Origin of the sequence: Mycobacterium sp. UM_Kg27, assembly GCF_000972905.1 — a bacterium.
Taxonomy (GTDB): Bacteria; Actinomycetota; Actinomycetes; order Mycobacteriales; family Mycobacteriaceae; genus Mycobacterium.
On the sequence record NZ_JRMM01000018.1, the window covers coordinates 1 to 17884 of the forward strand.

Annotated in this window: 12 protein-coding genes and 1 pseudogene; 9 read left to right on the forward strand and 4 right to left on the reverse strand. The window is 68.9% G+C overall.

The features are described from left to right. Positions 1-1317 (forward strand): glycosyltransferase family 39 protein (locus tag LI94_RS05035; RefSeq protein ID WP_046300493.1); only part of this gene is annotated, 1317 nt, incomplete at its 5' end. Here LI94_RS05035 and LI94_RS05040 read toward each other — a convergent pair. Continuing rightward, positions 1311-2117: a purine-nucleoside phosphorylase gene (locus LI94_RS05040; protein WP_046300494.1), complete on the reverse strand. Its 807-nt coding sequence runs from the start codon at positions 2115-2117 to the stop codon at positions 1311-1313. The two genes, LI94_RS05035 and LI94_RS05040, sit on opposite strands and share 7 nt — an antisense overlap. A 43-nt stretch (positions 2118-2160) precedes the next feature. On the opposite strand from LI94_RS05040, the gene LI94_RS05045 reads away from it, so the two are divergent. Beyond that, complete coding sequence (locus LI94_RS05045; RefSeq protein ID WP_046300495.1) at positions 2161-3339, forward strand: amidohydrolase; 1179 nt, start codon at positions 2161-2163, stop codon at positions 3337-3339. Positions 3340-3521: 182 nt separating this feature from the next. Then, positions 3522-4405 (forward strand): annotated as a pseudogene (locus tag LI94_RS05050) (DUF559 domain-containing protein). 83 nt (positions 4406-4488) lie between these two features. Here the strand turns inward: LI94_RS05050 and LI94_RS05055 are convergent. Further along, positions 4489-4980, reverse strand: a complete 492-nt coding sequence (locus tag LI94_RS05055; RefSeq protein WP_046300515.1) for a gamma-glutamylcyclotransferase — start codon at positions 4978-4980, stop codon at positions 4489-4491. A gap of 42 nt (positions 4981-5022) precedes the next feature. Here LI94_RS05055 and LI94_RS05060 point away from each other — a divergent pair, with 42 nt between their 5' ends. The 6 genes from LI94_RS05060 to LI94_RS23675 all read left to right on the forward strand — a co-directional run bounded on the left by LI94_RS05060 (position 5023) and on the right by LI94_RS23675 (position 12547). Then, complete coding sequence (locus LI94_RS05060; protein WP_081654496.1) at positions 5023-6450, forward strand: NAD(P)H-quinone dehydrogenase; 1428 nt, start codon at positions 5023-5025, stop codon at positions 6448-6450. A gap of 62 nt (positions 6451-6512) precedes the next feature. Beyond that, a complete protein-coding gene (locus tag LI94_RS05065) occupies positions 6513-8225 on the forward strand; it encodes a glycerol-3-phosphate dehydrogenase/oxidase (RefSeq protein ID WP_024441559.1) in 1713 nt (570 codons plus the stop codon). 157 nt (positions 8226-8382) lie between these two features. Next, complete coding sequence (locus LI94_RS05070; protein ID WP_046300496.1) at positions 8383-9453, forward strand: hypothetical protein; 1071 nt, start codon at positions 8383-8385, stop codon at positions 9451-9453. Positions 9454-10003: 550 nt separating this feature from the next. Then, positions 10004-10855 (forward strand): hypothetical protein, encoded by an 852-nt coding sequence (locus tag LI94_RS05075; RefSeq protein WP_152664754.1) that lies wholly within the window; start codon positions 10004-10006, stop codon positions 10853-10855. A 316-nt stretch (positions 10856-11171) separates the two neighbouring features. After that, positions 11172-12044: a pseudouridine synthase gene (locus LI94_RS05080; protein WP_046300498.1), complete on the forward strand. Its 873-nt coding sequence runs from the start codon at positions 11172-11174 to the stop codon at positions 12042-12044. A 77-nt stretch (positions 12045-12121) separates the two neighbouring features. Further along, positions 12122-12547 carry a hypothetical protein gene (locus LI94_RS23675; protein ID WP_024441555.1) on the forward strand — a complete coding sequence of 142 codons (426 nt, stop codon included), beginning with the start codon at positions 12122-12124 and terminating at the stop codon, positions 12545-12547. Positions 12548-12646: 99 nt separating this feature from the next. Here LI94_RS23675 and nei2 read toward each other — a convergent pair whose 3' ends face one another. Further along, entirely contained in the window at positions 12647-13411 is a 765-nt protein-coding gene (gene nei2, locus LI94_RS05090; protein ID WP_024441554.1) for an endonuclease VIII Nei2, read from the reverse strand. Then, the gene (locus LI94_RS05095; RefSeq protein WP_046300499.1) at positions 13411-17862 is read right to left on the reverse strand and encodes an ATP-dependent helicase; all 4452 of its coding nucleotides are present in this window, start codon (positions 17860-17862) and stop codon (positions 13411-13413) included. Before LI94_RS05095 ends, nei2 begins: the two co-directional genes overlap by 1 nt. Between the last annotated feature and the right edge of the window lie 22 nt (positions 17863-17884).

Sequence of the window (17884 nt, forward strand, 5' to 3'; positions counted from 1 at the left end):
TACTTCGACCACCCGCCGCTGGTGCCGCTGATGGCCCGGGTGGCTGCCCTGGGCGGCTTGCTGGGGCTTCGGCTGTTGGCCATCGCGATACACCTGGGCTGCATCGTGCTGGCGGCGCTGTTGGCCGCCGAACTGGGCGGGCGGCGCGTTGCCCAGGTCATCAGCGCGGCCGCGGTGGCGGCCAGCCCATTGTTCATGGGTGCCGCGATGTTCTTCGGGACCACCCTGGTGGACCAGCTGATCTGGATCGCGGTGCTGCTGCTGGTGGCGCGGGCGCTGCGGATCGGAACGGTGCTGGCCTGGCTGCCGGCCGGCGTGGTGGCCGGTATCGGGCTGGAGGCCAAGCAGACCGTCGCGTTGCTGCTGATCGGCATCGGGGTCGGCTTCGTCATGTTCCGGCGTGATGCGCTGCGCTCGCCGGGGCCCTGGCTGGGCGCTGCCGCGGCGATCACGCTGGCGGTCCCCAATCTGATCTGGAACGCCGCACATGGCTGGCCGAGTCGGACGTTCGCGCAAGCGATGTCGGTACGGATGGGCGGCCCGGCGGGATCGCTGACCCAGGTTCCACTGCTGCTCCTCTTGTACGCCGGCCCGTTGCTGGTGCTGCTATGGGTGATCGGAGCACGGTGGCTAGCGTCCGATGATGCCCGCGAGCACCGCTGGATGCTGGCCGTGCCGGTGGTCGCGTTGGTGCTGTGCGTCGTCACCGGCGGTCGCTGTTATTACGCGGGCCCGGCGCTGGTCGCGTTGTTCGCCGCCGGGGCGGTTTGGATCGAGCGCGAGAATCCCGACCGGCCGCCGCGAGGCTGGGCGATTGCGCTGGTCGCGCTGTTTGCCGGCGCGGTGGTGTTCTGTCTGCCAGTACTGCCGCCGGCGAACCAGACCATGCTGCGCCGGTTCAATCCCATTCCGATGGAGACCTATGGTTGGCCACAGTTCGTCGAGGGGGTCGCGGCTGCCGCTGAGTCGCTGCCCGACGACGCGCCGATCTTCACCAGCAACTACGGCGAAGCCTCGGCGCTGCGGATCCTCGGGCCGGCGGCCGGCATCAACCGTCCGGTGGTCAGCGGCGACAGCAGCTACGCCCAGTGGGGCCCGCCGGCCGGCAGCGCCGACACCGTGCTGTGCGTCGGGCGGTTCCCGGTCGTGAAGTTGACCCAATACTGGCGGCATGTGACCTACCTGGACTCGATCCGGTTCCCCGCCGGCGTGCGCAACGGGGAGAGTGCCGCCAAGATCTATCTGTGCGAGCAGCCGGTGGGCAGCTGGGCATCGATGTGGCCGCGGATGCGGCACAGCTCGGGAGTGAGCTACTGACCTGAGGGCGCCGGCAGCCGCGCGATGACGTCGGCCAGCAGTGCGCCCATGCGGGCCGCCGATTCCCGGCCTGCGGCCAGCACCTCGGTATGGCTGAGCGGCTCACCGGTGATCCCGGCCGCCAGGTTGGTCACCAGGGACAGCCCCAAGACCTGGGCGCCGGCTGCCCGGGCGGCGATCGCTTCGTGCACGGTCGACATGCCGACCAGGTCGGCGCCCAGGGTGCGCAGCATCCGGATTTCGGCGGGGGTCTCGTACTGTGGGCCGGCCATCCCGGCATAGACGCCCTCGGCGAGGCTGGGGTCGACCTGGTGAGCCAGCGCCCGCAGCGACGGCGTGTAGGCATCGACCATGTCGACGAAGTGCGCCCCCTCAAGGGGAGAGCGCCCGGTCATGTTCAGATGATCGCTGATCAGCACCGGTTGACCGACGTGGTAGCCGGTCCGCAGGCCGCCGGCCGCGTTGGTCAGCACCACGGTGTTGGCCCCGGCCGCGACGGCGGTGCGTACCGGGCGGACGACGTCGACGAGCTGATGGCCCTCATAGGCGTGGATCCGGCCGACCAGCACCAGCACCCGGTGGGCGCCGATCTGCATGGACACCAGCTCGCCGGTGTGGCCCGCCGCCGTCGGCGTGCTGAACCCGGGCAAGTCGGCCATCGGCAGGCTCGCGGTCGCGGTGCCGAGGGCCGCCACCGCGGGCGCCCAACCGGAACCGAGCACGACCGCCACGTCATGCGTCTGGACGCCGGTGCGCCGGGCTACGACCGCGGCCGCCTGAGTTGCCAGCGGTACCGTCACAGGCACTGAGTTTAGTAGTGCGCCGCGATGGGATACTGCCTGAATGTCTCCAACTCCCGTGTCGCACGCCGTCGAGGCGTGGCTGGCGGCCCATGCCGAGGAATTGGTGGCGTGGCGACGGCATCTGCACCGCCACCCGGAGTTGAGCCGGCAGGAATTCGCCACCACCCAATTCATCGCCGAGCGCCTCGCCAGCGCCGGGCTCAATCCCAAGGCCTTGCCCAGCGGAACCGGTCTTACCTGCGATTTCGGTCCCGAGGATGGGCCGCGTATCGCGTTGCGGGCCGATATCGATGCCTTGCCGATGACCGAACAGACCGGGGCGCCGTACGCGTCGCTGGTGCCGGGGGTGACGCACGCGTGCGGTCACGACGCGCATACCGCGATCCTGTTGGGTGCGGCGCTGGCGCTGGCATCCGCGGCGGAGTTGCCGGTCGGTGTGCGGCTGGTGTTCCAGGCCGCTGAAGAACTGATGCCGGGTGGCGCGATCGACGCGATCGCCGCGGGGGTGTTGAGCGGGGTCAGCCGGATCTTCGCCCTGCACTGCGATCCCCGGCTTGAGGTCGGCCGGGTGGCCACCATTGCGGGACCGATCACCTCGGCGGCCGACACCATCGAGATCACGGTCAGCGGTCCGGGCGGACACACCTCGCGGCCGCACCTGACCGCCGACCTGGTCTATGGGCTGGGCACGCTGATCACCGGGCTGCCCGGGGTGCTGTCCCGCCGCATCGATCCGCGCAACAGCACCGTGATGGTCTGGGGCGCAGTGAATTCCGGTGTTGCGGCCAACGCCATACCACAGTCGGGGCGGCTGGCCGGCACGGTGCGCACCGCCAGCCGGGACACCTGGGTGGCGATGGAAAGCATCGTCGAGGAGGCGGTGGCGTCCCTGCTGGAGCCGCTGAACATCGAACACACGCTGAACTACCACCGCGGAGTGCCGCCGGTGGTCAACGAAGCGGTGTCGACGCGGATGCTGACCCACGCGATCGAGGCCATCGGCCCCGAGGTGCTGGCCGAGACCCGGCAGTCCGGCGGCGGGGAGGACTTCTCCTGGTATCTGGAGCAGGTGCCCGGTGCCATGGGCCGGCTCGGGGTGTGGCCGGGCAGCGGGCCGCAGTTGGACCTGCACCAGCCGACGTTCGATCTCGACGAGCGGGCGCTGGCCGTCGGGGTGCGGGTGATGGCCGGCGTTGTTGACCAAGCCGGTCTGCTCTGACCCCGTCTGGCGCGAGCGTGCGCGTTTGCACGCCGACACGCCGCAGATTCCGTACAACGATGCACCCTCGCGGCTCCCTCGCGGCTCCGGGGCCATTCACAATCCGGCCGTTGTCCACAGTTGGGGCCGGTCGGGCCGGATGAGGGAATCGGCTTTCATCGCCGACGTCGACGATCGGGCGCATGGATCAACGACTGCAGCGGCTACTCGATCGCCAAGGCGGCGTGGTTACGTCCGCCCAGGTGCTGACCTACCTGACCCGCCGCGGACTTGAAGCAGAGCTGAAACATGGACCACTGCAGAAGATCTGGTACGGAATCTACGGCTACGGACGAATCACGACCGAGCTGCGGCTGCGCGGGCTGGACCTGGCGACAGGAACCTCCGTCGCGGTCTGTCTGGGGACCGCGGCCGCGGCATACGGCTTTGACACCGAGGAGCCTGTCGATCTGCACGTACTCAACCCACCGGACCAGCAACTGCGGTCGGCCGACGGACTGGTGGTGCACCGGCGCGAGGGCGCACCACTGAGCGAAGTCGCGGGCCGACCGGCGACCACGCCGGAGTGGACTGCGATCGAGGTGGCCCGCACGCTTCGTCGCCCACGGGCGTTGGCGACACTGGATGCCGCGCTGCGCAGCGGGACTGTACCCGCCGCACGCTGCAACGCGCCGCGATCCGCCAGGCGGGCCGGCGCGGCATCGTGGCCGTGCGCGAGCTGCTACAGCTTGCCGACCCGCTGGCCGAATCAGCGATGGAGAGCGAGTCCCGGCTGATGATGGTCGACGGTGGCGTGCCGACCCCGGTCCTGCAGCATCAGATTGTGGACCGCGACAACCGGATCTGGCGCGTCGATTTCGCCTGGCCGGAGCAGCGGGTCGCGGTCGAATACGACGGCGTCATCTGGCATGAGGGGCCGGACGCGTTCGTCTACGAGCGTCAGCGGCGCGCCGCGTTGCAGGAGATGGGCTGGGTGGTGATCTCGATCATCGCCGATGATGTGCGGCGCCGGCCGTGGGAGACCCTCCGCCGGATCGAAACTCAGCTAGGACGTGCGGCCGCCTGACCGTGCCACCCTGCGCGAGGGTGCGCAGTTGTACATCCACGCTGGCGTGTCGCCGTTCAAACACGCACCCTCGCGCAAAAAAGCTAGCTGCCGGGGCCGATGTTGCGGGCCGGGCGGGTCCGCAGGTTGCGCACGTATTCTTCTGGGGCACCGGCGATCTGGGCTGCCTCGGCCACCACACCCAGGTATCTCGCCGACGGCAGCCCGCGCTCCCAGGCGTCGACGACGTACAGCCACGCCAACACTGGCACGGGATCGCTGTCGGCCGGGCCCGAGGTGATTCCGTCTACCCGGTCCACCCGCAGCCGGATCTTCTTGTGGATGCCGAATTCCGAGCCTTCCCAGCTGTCCATGTTCTTCTCGTCCTCGGGAGTCACGTCGTAGAGAACGACGAAAACACTCGAGTCTGGGTCCTCGACGACGGTCGCCAGGGCGCCCTCCCAGCCGATGTCCTCGCCCGCGAACGTCAACCGCCAGCCGCGCAACCAGCCGGTGCCGGTCATCGGGGAATGCGGCGCTCGTTGCAGCATCTGTTCTGGATGCATGTTCGACCCGTAGGCGGCGTAGAGCGGCACGGCAGAAATCTTAAACGCCACGCTCCGGATAGGTTAGTCGCTGTGACTTCTCCCTCGACGCGCATCGTGATCGTCGGCGGCGGCCCGGCCGGCTATGAGGCGGCGCTGGTCGCGGCGGCCAAGGGTCCCGAAGCGGTATCGGTGACGGTGGTCGACGCCGACGGTCTCGGTGGTGCCTGCGTGTTGTGGGACTGCGTGCCGTCCAAGACCTTCATCGCCTCGTCGGGGGTGCGCACCGAGCTACGGCGTGCCCCGCACCTGGGTTTCGACATCCACTTCACCGACGCCCAGATCGAGCTGAATCAGATCCATGAGCGGGTGAAGTCCCTGGCCGCGGCGCAGTCCGATGACATCCGCACGCAGCTGATCAACTCCGGAGTCCAGGTCATCGCCGGCCGCGGGGAACTGATCGACGCCGAATCCGGCCTGGCTCATCATCGGATTCTGGTCGCCGAGCACGACGGAGGAGGGCAGCGTGTGCTCGACGCCGATGTGGTGTTGATCGCCACCGGGGCCAGCCCGCGCACCTTGCCCAGCGCCGAGCCGGACGGCGAACGCATCCTGACCTGGCGCCAGCTTTATGACCTGCACACGTTGCCCGAGCACCTCGTCGTGGTGGGTTCGGGGGTCACCGGCGCGGAGTTCGCCAACGCCTACACCGAACTCGGCGTCAAGGTGACGGTGGTGGCCAGCCGTGACCGGGTGCTGCCGCACGAGGATCCCGACGCCGCTCGGGTGCTCGAGACTGTTTTCGCCGAACGCGGCGTGACCCTGGTCAAGAACGCCCGGGCCGCCTCCGTGACCCGCGAGGGCGACGGGGTGCTGGTCACCATGACCGATGGCCGCACCGTGGCGGGCAGCCATGCGCTGATGACGGTCGGCTCCGTGCCCAACACGTCCGGACTGGGCCTGGAGCGGGTCGGGATCAAGCTCGCGCCGGGCAACTACCTGCAGGTGGACCGGGTATCGCGGACGTCGGTACCCGGGATCTACGCGGCCGGTGACTGCACCGGCCTGCTGCCGTTGGCGTCGGTCGCGGCCATGCAGGGCCGGATCGCGATGTATCACGCGCTGGGCGACGCGGTGGCTCCGATCCGGCTGCGTACGGTGGCGGCCGCGGTGTTCACCCGGCCAGAGATCGCCGCGGTCGGGGTGCCGCAGTCCCAGATCGACGACGGCACGGTTCCGGCCCGGACCGTCATGCTGCCGTTGCAGACCAACGCTCGGGCGAAGATGAGCCGGATGCGCTACGGCTTCCTCAAGCTGTTCTGCCGGCCGGCCACCGGCACGGTGATCGGCGGGGTGGTGGTGGCCCCGATCGCCTCCGAGCTGATCCTGCCGATCGCGCTGGCGGTGCAGAACCGGATCACGGTGGCCGACCTGGCCCAGACGCTGGCGGTCTATCCGTCGCTGTCGGGCTCGCTCACCGAAGCGGCCCGCCGGCTGATGACGCACGACGACCTCGACTGAGCAGCAGTGCTGAACCGAGCGTCACAGCGTGTCGGGGCGGGCGGCCACGTAGCCTGGCACACGTGAGCACGCTGGGACCGGACCAACGAGCACGAGCCTGGGAACGACTGGGCAGTGAGCAGTTCGACGTAGTGGTGATCGGCGCCGGGGTGGTGGGCGCCGGCTGCGCACTCGACGCCGCCACCCGTGGCCTCAAGGTGGCACTGGTCGAGGCGCGTGACTTCGCCGCCGGGACGTCGAGCCGAAGTTCGAAGATGTTCCACGGTGGACTGCGCTACCTCGAGCAGTTGGAGTTCGGGCTGGTGCGCGAGGCACTGCACGAACGCGAGCTGTCGCTGACCACGCTGGCGCCGCACCTGGTCAAGCCACTGCCGTTTCTGTACCCCCTGACCCGGCGGTGGTGGGAACGCCCGTATGTGGCCAGCGGGATCTTCCTCTACGACCAACTGGGTGGGGCGAAATCTGTTCCCGCGCAACGGCATCTGACGCGCGCGGGCGCACTGCGCCTGTGCCCGGGACTGAAGCGCAGTGCGTTGATCGGCGGGATTCGCTACTACGACACGGTCGTCGACGACGCCCGCCACACCCTCACCGTCGCGCGCACCGCGGGGCACTACGGGGCGGTGATCCGTACCTCCAGCCAGGTCGTCGCGCTACTGCGCGAAGGTGACCGGGTGACCGGCGTGCGGGTCCGCGACTCCGAGGACGGTGCAGTTACCGAAGTCCACGGCCACGTCGTGGTCAACGCCACCGGGGTGTGGACCGATGAGATCCAGGCGCTGTCGCGCCAGCGCGGTCGGTTCCACGTCCGGGCTTCCAAGGGCGTGCACATCGTGGTGCCGCGGGACCGGATCGTTTCGGAAGCGGCGATCATCCTGCGGACCGAGAAGTCGGTGCTGTTCGTCATCCCGTGGGGCACCCACTGGATCATCGGCACCACCGACACCGACTGGAACCTGGATCTGGCCCATCCGGCGGCCACCAAGGCCGACATCGACTACATCCTGACCCACGTCAACACCGCCCTGGCCACGCCGTTGACCCACGCCGACATCGAAGGTGTGTACGCCGGGCTGCGGCCGCTGCTGGCGGGGGAGAACGACGACACCTCGAAGCTGTCGCGCGAGCACGCGGTCGCGGTTCCGGCGCCGGGCCTGGTGGCGATCGCCGGCGGCAAGTACACCACCTACCGGGTGATGGCCGCTGATGCGATCGACGCCGCCGCCGAGTACATCCCGACGCGGGTGGCGCCCTCGATCACCGAGAAGGTGCCGCTGCTGGGCGCCGACGGCTATTTCGCGCTGGTCAACCAGGCCGAACACGTGGGTGCCCACCAGGGCCTGCACCCCTACCGGGTGCGGCATCTGCTGGATCGCTACGGCTCGCTGATCCATGACGTGCTGGCGTTGGCCGACGGACAACCGGATCTGCTGGACCCGATCGCCGAGGCGCCCACCTACCTGAAGGTGGAAGTCGCTTACGCGGTCGCCGCCGAGGGTGCCTTGCATCTGGAAGACGTGTTGGCCCGGCGGACCCGGATCTCCATCGAGTACGCCCACCGTGGGGTGAACTGTGCGCGCGAGGTCGCCGAAGTGATGGCGGCGGTGCTCGGCTGGGACGATGCGGCCGTCGAGCGGGAGGTGGCCAACTACACCGCGCGGGTGGAGGCCGAGATCCTGTCGCAGGAACAGCCCGACGACGCGTCGGCGGATGCGCTGCGCGTCAGCGCCCCCGAGGCGCGGGCCGAAATTCTGGAGCCGATTCCGCTTACCTGAACAGGATGTCATTACTGTGGGTACGATTCTAGGAATTATTCCGGCCTTTTAGGCTGATATCAGCATTCACATCTGTTTGACACACATTTCGGACAGGGCTACTTTCTGCCATGAGCTGGATCACTGGCGGGATCCGGGCGCGGGGAAGGGGCGGGTCATGGCGGGTGGAATCGGGGTGTGGCGCTCTCGCCAGCTGTCCGTACTGGGGGGCGCGCTAGCCGTCGCCGTGGTCGCCGGGACCGGCCTGCTCGGTGCCGGTGCGGTCGGCCCGCAGCTCCCCGGCCCGTCGACCGCCTCGACGCAGCACCAGGTGGTGCTGACGGCGTACCCGACATTCACGCAGAGCCTGCAGGCCCTGCTGGACACCATGTCGCTGGGGGATCTCAATCAGGTGCTGGCCGCGCTGGGCAATGTCCCCGGGACCAGCACGCCGCTGAGTGTCAGCGCGGATGTATCGGCCCTGCTGGCCTCGTTCAATCCCGACTCCACCACCCTGGCCGGCATCGCCGACCTCTTCGGGATCTCGCTCACCGAGCCGCTCTACAGCTCGAACGCCGCGGTGCAGTCGCTGCTGGGCACCGGCAGTCTGTTCCTGGTGGACGGCGTGCCGATCGGCGATGTGGACCTCGGTGAGCTGGTGGATGTCGTTCTGGGCGACGGTGCCGGTACGCATTCGCTGACCGACCTGGCCAACGCGGTGGGCTTGGGAACCCTGCTCGGTCAGTTCGCCGGCATGATCAACGCGCTGGGTCTGGAGAACCTGAACGTCATCAACTGCTCCGCGCTGGCGATCTGTGGTAATGCGGACCTGACCGTGAGCAGTTCGCTGGTCGACTGGCTGAGCGGGATCGTCGAGAAGCCCACTGCCGACGTCACCACCTACACGGCACATTTGTTCGGCCCGACGACCACGTCGGTGCAAGCCGGCAGCGCCTACACGCTGGGGGAGTACCTGCACATCCTGCCGGTCAGCTCCACCAACAGCACCACCATGGACAACGCGACGCTGGCGCTGTTGTTCAGCTTGAATCCCGCGCAGACCTGGGACAAGTACCTCGACGGCCTCCCGTTCGGCGGGACGCTGCTCGATCCCTCCGGCGAAACCTGGGGTGAGCAGAGCCTGGGCACCTTCCTGGCCAGCTTTCTGCCCGACGGCAGCACCCTGGCGATCACCGGCGACACACTGGTCACCGACTTGTTGGAAGCGTTCGGCCTGCTGACCCCCTAGCGGCTCGACCCCTCTCGCCACGCCCGGTCTGTCCCCGCAGGCCGGGCGTGGCTTTTGTCTGTACTGAATGCGCGATAAACGCACTGTGAATTTGCTGTCTATAAAATAGGGCGCGTTGTGCAGGAATTTCGTTCCATGTCGCAAAATAGCTCAAGTATTTTTGCCCCGTAAATTTCATACCGATTGACTGTTATGAAGCTATGTTAAGGGCCATTCGCCATCGATCTGACGTAGGGCGTGACCGGCTGGGATGAAAAGGCCGAGAAAACGCTGAGCTTCTTGCCGCTCGCGGGCGGCCTTACGCCCTGCCGAGCATCGTCAAAGGTCGTTGCCCAGTTTTCGCAGTTGTCGGGATGAACTGGAAGTTTGCTGTGGGTAGGCGTTGCTGGATCCGGAAGAACGGCCCATAAAACCGTTGACACAAGACTGAGCTCATAATAAGTTAATGCCGATGTGGTAATCGCATCGTCTTAATGCTCGATCCCAGAAGGGGGACCCATTCATGTCTACTTGCTCCACTGTTGTCGCGCCGATAGAGGGGCGCGGCTTTGTGGCTAAAGCCGGCGCGCTCGCGGCTGGAACCGCATTAGCTGGTGCGGCTCTATTCGGCGGCGCCGCCGCGGCGCCGACGATTACCGCCGGCCTCACCGCTTCCGTGCAACACGACTACGTGCTCACCGCCGACACCTTCCCGACGTTCACCGAGAGCCTGCAGAGCCTGCTGAACGCCATCGACTTCGGCAACATGGGCCAGGTGCTGGGGATCTTCGGCGACGGCATCTCCACCACCTCGAGCCTCGCCACCCTGCTGGCTGCGCTGAACCCGGACGGCATGACGCTGGACGACGCCACCTTGGGCCTGCTCTCCACCGACCTCACCGCGCTGCTCAACGATGTGGAGTTAAGTGGGCACCCCCTGGGCTCGATTCCGATCGACAGCTTGATCGGTGGCTTCATCGGTGGTGACGGGGCTGCCACGGAAATCGGCACGCTGCTGGGCTACTTCGGTCTCGGCCAATACGCCGGCCTGCTGGACCTACCGTTCCTTAACCTGTCGCCGACCGACACCCTGGCAAGCCTGCTCGACAGCATGTTGGGGATCGACGCCACGACCTCGATCAACGACATGCTCGACGCCAACGGGATGACCGACGCCACCATCGCGAGCCTGCTGGGTATTACCTCCACCCAGCTCGGCGCCGGTTGGGATCAGTTCATCGACAGCATGGTGGTCGGCGGGACACTCGCCGACCCGGACGGCAGCGGAGTTCTGGGCGACCAGACGCTGGGAGCCCTGCTGACCGCCCTGCTAGGCACCGGGGCGACCGCGGTGACCGATGCCACCACGCTGACGGACTTCCTGGGTGACCTGGGCCTCTTCAGCATGCTCGGCCTCAGCTGAGCCGGAGTAGTCCGCGCCGAATTAGACACATCGGCCACAACCCCCGACGGTTGTGGCCGATGTGCCGTTCTGCACCCGGGCCCCGCTGACTTGGCGGAATGGCTGTCGGCCCCGGTATGGTGGGCAGGTCGGCTGCCCGCCGGCGTACCGCTGAACGAGACCGTCATTCAGCGTCGAGGCCCGTGCCCCTGGCTCTCCGTCACCGAATCAAAGGTTCTCCCTTGACGTCTGGTCGCCCCCCGCTCTTCGGCCGCGGATCGTCGGCCGGCGCGAGTCGACTCGCCGACAGCGCGCCGTCCTTCGATCTGCAACGGCGATGACGCGTCGCCGGGCCGCCCCGCTGCCGGTACGCGACGGCTTGGGGCCGGCACGTCTGCGCCTGCACGGCGGCCCGGTCGCCGCCGAGCTGCATTCCCGGTTCGGTGCAGCTGCGGCGGCGAAAGTGGCTGCGGGCGAAGTGGTTACCGCAGATGGGGTAGTGATCGACGACACGACGGCACTGCCGGCCGGGTCGCACGTGTACCTGTATCGCGACTTGCCGGACGAGGTGCCGGTACCGTTCGACCTTCCGGTGCTGCACCGCGACGCCGACCTGGTGGTGGTCGACAAGCCGCACTTCCTGGCCACCATGCCGCGTGGCCGCCATGTGGCCCAGACCGCGCTGGTACGGCTGCGGCGCGAACTGGACCTTCCGGAGCTGAGCCCGGCGCACCGGCTGGATCGACTCACCGCCGGGGTGCTGCTGTTCACCACCCGCCGAGAGCTGCGCGGGCCCTACCAGACCCTGTTCGCCCGCGGCGCGGTACGCAAGCAATACCTGGCGCGGTCCTCCGCCGAGCCGACCGTCGCGTTCCCGCAGCTGGTGCGCAGTCGGATCATCAAGGAACGCGGTCGGCTGCAGGCGCGTGAGGAACCCGGTGAGCCGAACGCCGAGACTTGGGTCGAGTCGGTGGGTGATGGCCGCTACCGGCTTACCCCGCGCACCGGGCGCACCCACCAGTTGCGCGTTCACCTGGACTCACTCGGTCTCCCGATCGACGGCGACCCGCTGTATCCGCAGGTCATCGATGTTGCACCGGACGACTTCTCGCAGCCTTTGCGGCTGCTGGCCCACCGGCTGGAGTTCGACGATCCATTCAGCGGCCGGCCCCGCGCCTTCGTGAGCGAACGAGACCTCGACACGAACTGACGCTGGGCGCCGGGTTTCGGCGGCGGCAGTCCTGGGTACAGGAAGGCACGACCGGAGCAGAGGGGAGTCCAATTCTGATGAAGGCACACAGCAAGATGACGATCGCGGTGCTCGGCAGTGCAGTCGCGCTGGTCGCAGCCGGCTGCAGCGGCACCAACGAAGAAGGACCCAGCACCACCACGACCACGACCAGCACCACGACGACCACCACGACTGAGACCCCACCTGAGCCGGTACCCGGCGGGCCGGGCCCCGAAAACCCGGGCGAGCCCGGTGGCCCGACCGGTGGTGGCGGACCCGGTGGCGGTGGCGGCCAGATTCCGGGTGGCCCCACCGGCGGCGGTGGCCCCGGCGGAGGTGGCGGCGAGATTCCCGGCGGCCCGACCGGTAGCGGCGGTCCTGGCGGTGGCGGCGGCCAGATCCCGGGCGGCCCCACCGGTTGGGGTGGTCCCGGCGGCGGCGGGGGCTGCGTGCCCGGTGTGGGCTGCGGAGGGTGGCCGTGATCGACCGCGCCCTCGGGTAGTCCTCACAGCACAGCCGGAAGCCGGCCAGCAAGACAGCTGGCCGGCTTCGGTTCTGTCAGCGGCCCGAAGTTCTCGGCGTCAGCGCTGACAGGACGGGCACCAGAACTGAATCCGCTCGCCGTTGCGGTCGGACACCACACCGGTACCGCATCGCCGACACGGCAGGCCGGCTCGGCCGTACACCCACAGCTGTCGGCCCGGTCGGGTGTCGCCGGTGGTACAGCGCGACCAGCGCAACCGGTTCGCCCACAACATCTCGCGTGCCCGCGACACCAGCCGACGCGGATCCTTCAGTTCGGCGACCGGTGTCATCGGCAACCAGCCGACGACGAAGCACAACTCGTTGCAGTAGACATTGCCGATCCCGGCCATCACCGTCTGATCCAACAGCGCCGAGGCCAGCGGACGCTGCGGATCGGCGACCAGCCGTGCGGCGGCCGCCGCCGGATCCCAGTCGGCGCCGAGCAGATCCGGCCCCAGGTGCGCGACGGCGTCGTCGTCCTGGTGGCGGTCCAGCACCTCGAGCACACCAAGGTCGATACCGGTGGCACGAACAGGGCCCGCCTCCAAGATGATTCGTACCCGATGATCGAACGGGCCGGGTCGGGCAGGACGTCGCCCCACCCGCCAGCTGCCCTCCATTTTCAGATGCGAATGGATGCTGGCCGGTCCGACCCGGACGAACAGATGCTTGCCGCGGCTGATCACCTCGTCGACGCGCCGACCGCTCAGATCGACACCGGCGTACCGCGGAACCCGGATATCGCAGCGGGTCAAGGTCTTTCCCGTCAACGCGGCGGCCAGCACCGTGGCGGTATGAAAAACGGTATCCCCCTCGGGCATCAGCGCATCCGCAATCCGCGCGGGGTACGGGAGAACCCGGCCTCGGTCAACGCCTCCAGTGTCGGCGAGTCGGGCAACTCCAGGACCGGCACGCCGTCGACCCGCTCGATGAGAATCCCGTCGACCCGCCGGTCGCTGATCAGCCGCGTCAGCGCCCCGGCGGCCGCACGCTGCGCCTCGGCGGTGCCGGCGAAGTTCAACAGCGTCCGGCCGCCGCGCTCCACGAACCATGCCAGCTCCCCGTCGACCAGGACCACCAGCGCACCCGCCTTGCGACCCGGCCGGGCCGCCCCCGGGTGCGCCGGCCAGCTCAGCGCCGCGCCGTACGGGTTGGCCGGGTCGGCGGCGGCCAGCGCCACCGCGTGGTAGTCGGGCCGGGTCGGGTCGACACTGTCGAGATAGCCGCGCAGCCGGTCCACGGTGGAGGCCAGCGCGAATTGCGCTGCGCCCAATGACTCGATGAAATAGCCCCGCTGGCAACGCCCGGCATCCTCGAACGCGGTCAGCACCTTGTAGACGTTGGCGAAACCGCCGGGTATGGCCTCGGCGGCGACCGCCCCGCGGGTCAGCACGCCGTAGCGGTGCAGCAGCATCTCAGCGGTGTGATGCGCCCGCAGAGTCGAAGCCTCCTGTGGGGCAGGCAATAGCGACCAGCGTCCGGCCACTGCCGGGTCGGCGGCGCGGGCCGTGGCGTGGGCGACGCTGTAACGACTGAGCCGGGGTGGGCGTCTGCTGCGGTGCGCCGGGGTGGCGCGTCGGGTGCCGGCCAGCACCGCGCGCACCGGAGCGAAGGTATCGCCGGTGATCCATCCAGCCCAGATCAGTTCCCACAGTGCCGCTTTGCGTTCCGCCTCGCTGGCGTCACCGCACAGTTGGCGGAAGAAGAAGGCGCCGCCGCCGCCCAGGGCGTCCAGAATCGCCCGGTGCGCGTCGCCGAATTCGATCGGTGTCCCCGGTGTCAACGTCAGCGGCGCCGAATCCGCGGTGTGAAAGCTGATCCAGCCGTCGGTGGCCGGGGCGCTGCCGGCTGGGGCGCCGGCGCCGGACCACAGCACTTCCCCGGAAGCCAGCAGTTCGTCGAGCATGGCCGGTGAGTAGTCGCGCACCCGCGGGCCGAAGATCAACGGCTCGACCGCCGACGCCGGCAGAGCCACGCCGGCCAGTTGCTCGATCACCCCGGCCAGCCCGTCGACACCGCTGGCGGTGGCGTCGGGGGTGCCGATCTGCTGCCAGGCCGGCAGGAAACGTCCGTAGGCGGCCGGTGACACCGGTTCGATGGCCGAGCGCAGCGCGGCCAGTGACCGGCGCCGCAGGATCCGCAGCACCTCGCTGTCGCACCACTGTTCGCCGGGGGAGTCCGGGAAATCGGCGAACTCGCCGCGCACCACCCGGGTGTCGGCGGCCAGTCGACCGAGCGCATCGGCCGCCACCCGCACACCCAGCCCGAATCGGTCTGCGGCCTGCCCGGTGGTGAACGGCCCCCTGGTGCGGGCGAATCGGCCCAGCAGGTCGCCCAGCGGATCGGCAACCGGGTCGGTGAAGCCGGTCGGCACCCCGGGCGGCACCGCTACCCCGAGGCCGTCGCGCAGCCGCCCGATGTCCTCGATCGCCACCCACCAGCGGTGCCCGCCGAATGCCACCGTGAGCACCCGCCGGGTGGCCAACAGGTGTTCCAGCCAACCGCCCACCGCTGCGCCCGCGGCGCGGGCACTCACCTCTTCGGTGGTCAGCGGACCGAGCAGTCGCAGCAGATCGGCCACCCCTTCGGCGTCGCGGGCGGCCTTCTCCGGCGTCAAGTGCTGTAGTTGTTCGGTGAGGCCCTTCATCACTTCGGGGTCGAGCAGTTCGCGCAGCTCGACTCGGCCCAACAACTGTGCCAGCAGCGTGGGGTCCAGGGACAAGGCCGCCGCGCGGCGCTCCGCCAGCGGACTGTCGCCTTCGTACATGAACGCCCCGACATAGCCGAACAGCAGTGACGCCGCGAATGGGGACGGGGTGGCGGTCTCGACTTGGGACACCCGCACCCGGCGTTGGGCGATCTGCGCCATCAGCGCCGTCAGCGCGGGGACGTCGTAGACGTCTTGCAGGCATTCGCGCACCGTCTCCAGCACGATCGGGAAGGTTGGATATCGGCGGGCCACGTCGAGCAGTTGGGCGGCCCGCTGGCGTTGCTGCCACAGCGGTGTGCGCCGGCCGGGGTGCCGGCGGGGCAACAGCAATGCCCGGGCCGCGCATTCCCGGAACCGGGAGGCGAACAAGGCGGAGCCGCCCACCTCGGCGGTGACGACCGGCTCGATCTCGTCCGCGTCGAACACGAAGAGTTCAGCGCCGGGGGCTTCTGCACCGGAGTCGGTATCGGGCAGCCGGACCACGATACCGTCGTCGGAGGCCGTCGGCTTCTCGTCGATGCCGTAGCGCTCGTGCAGTCGCCGGCCCACCGCCAATGCCAACGGCCCGTGCACGCGCAGCCCGTACGGCGAGTGCAGGACCACCCGCCAGTCACCGAGCTCGTCGCGGAACCGTTCCACTAGCAGCGTGGTGTCGGTGGGTACCGTCCCGGTAGCGGCACGTTGATCGTCGAGTAGCCGCCTCAGATTGTCGACCGCGTAATCGTCGAAACCCAAGCCCGCGCAGCGCTTGTCGAACGACTCTGGGTCAAGCCCGGCCAGCTCGCCGGTGAGCGCGCCGAGCGCCGCACCCAGCTCGGCGGGCCGCCCGACACCGTCGCCATGCCAGAACGGCAGTCGGCCTGGCTGGCCGGGCGCGGGCGCTACCAGCACCCGGTCGTGCGTGATCTCGGTGATCCGCCAGGTGGTGGCGCCCAGCGAGATGACATCGCCGGGACGCGACTCGTAGACCATCTCCTCATCGAGTTCGCCGACCCGGGAGGGCTTTTCCGCGCCCGCCAGGTACACCGCGAACAGTCCGCGGTCCGGGATGGCGCCACCGGAGGTGACGGCCAGCCGTTGCGCGCCGGGCCGGCCAGTCAGGGTGCCGGTGTCGCGGTCATATACCAAACGTGGCCGCAGTTCCGCGAATTCGGTCGAGGGGTATTTACCGGAGAGCAGATCCAACGTTGCCTCGAAGACACCGCGCGACAGAGTGGCGAACGGGGCGCTACGGCGCACGGTGTCGAACCAGAATTCGGCATCCAGTGGCTCCAGCGCGGCCGCGGCCACCGTGTGCTGGGCCAGGATGTCCAGGGGATTGGCCGGTACCGTCAGGGTCTCGATCTGGCCTGCGAGCATCCGGTGTACCGCGACCGCGCAGCCGATCAGATCGGTCCGGTGCTTGGGAATCAGTACGCCCGAGGAGATCTCGCCGACCTGGTGTCCGGCCCGGCCGACGCGCTGCAGGCCACTGGCCACCGACGGCGGCGCCTCGATCTGGATGACCAGGTCGACCGCGCCCATATCGATACCCAGCTCCAGGCTCGAGGTCGCCACCACCGCGCGCAACCGGCCGCTCTTGAGGTCCTCCTCGACGTCGGCTCGGGTCTGCAGTGATACCGAGCCGTGGTGAGCTCGTGCCAGGGGTGCGGTCGGCTCCGTGGAGTCGGCGTAACGTTCTGCGTGAATTTCGTTGAGCCGAGCGGTCAGTCGCTCGGCGAGCCGCCGCGAGTTGGTGAACACGATCGAGGACCGGTGGGCCTCGATCAGGTCGACGATGCGTTCTTCGACCTCGGGCCAGACGGTGCCCTCGGCCGGATTGGCCATGTCGGGCACCGGGACCTGCACCGTCAGATCGAACGTCTTGGCGGCGGGGGGAGTCACGATCGTGGTGGGGGACTGCCCGGACAGGAACCGGGCGACCTCTTCGGGCGGGCGTACCGTGGCGCTCAGCCCGATTCGCTGAGCGGGATGCTCGAGCATCGCGTCGAGGCGTTCCAGGGACAGTGCCAGGTGCGCACCACGTTTGGTCCCCGCCACCGCGTGTACCTCGTCGACGATCACCGTGCGCACGCCGGTCAACGTCTCCCGAGCCGCCGACGTCAGCATCAGAAACAGCGACTCCGGGGTGGTGATCAGAATGTCGGGCGGCTTGGCGACCAACTCGCGGCGCCGCGCCGGTGAGGTATCGCCGGAACGCACACCCACTGTGATGCCGGGAGCGGGCAGCTCGCGGCGGGCGGCCATCCGGGCGATGCCGGCCAACGGAGTGCGCAGGTTTCGCTCGACGTCGACGGCCAGCGCTTTGAGCGGCGAGATGTAGAGCACCCGGGTGCTCTGACCGGGCTGCGTGGTCAGTTGATCCAGTGCCCACAGGAAAGCCGCCAGCGTCTTACCGGACCCGGTTGGGGCGACCACGAGGGTGTTGTGGCCGTCGGCGATCGCCGCCCAGGCCTGCTCTTGCGCGGGCGTCGGCGCGGTGAAGGTGCCGGTGAACCAGTCCCGGGTCAGCGCCGAGAACCGAGCCAGCGACGCCGGGGTTCCTCGGTCTTGTGGGCTCACCCAGCCATGGTGCCAAGTTCGC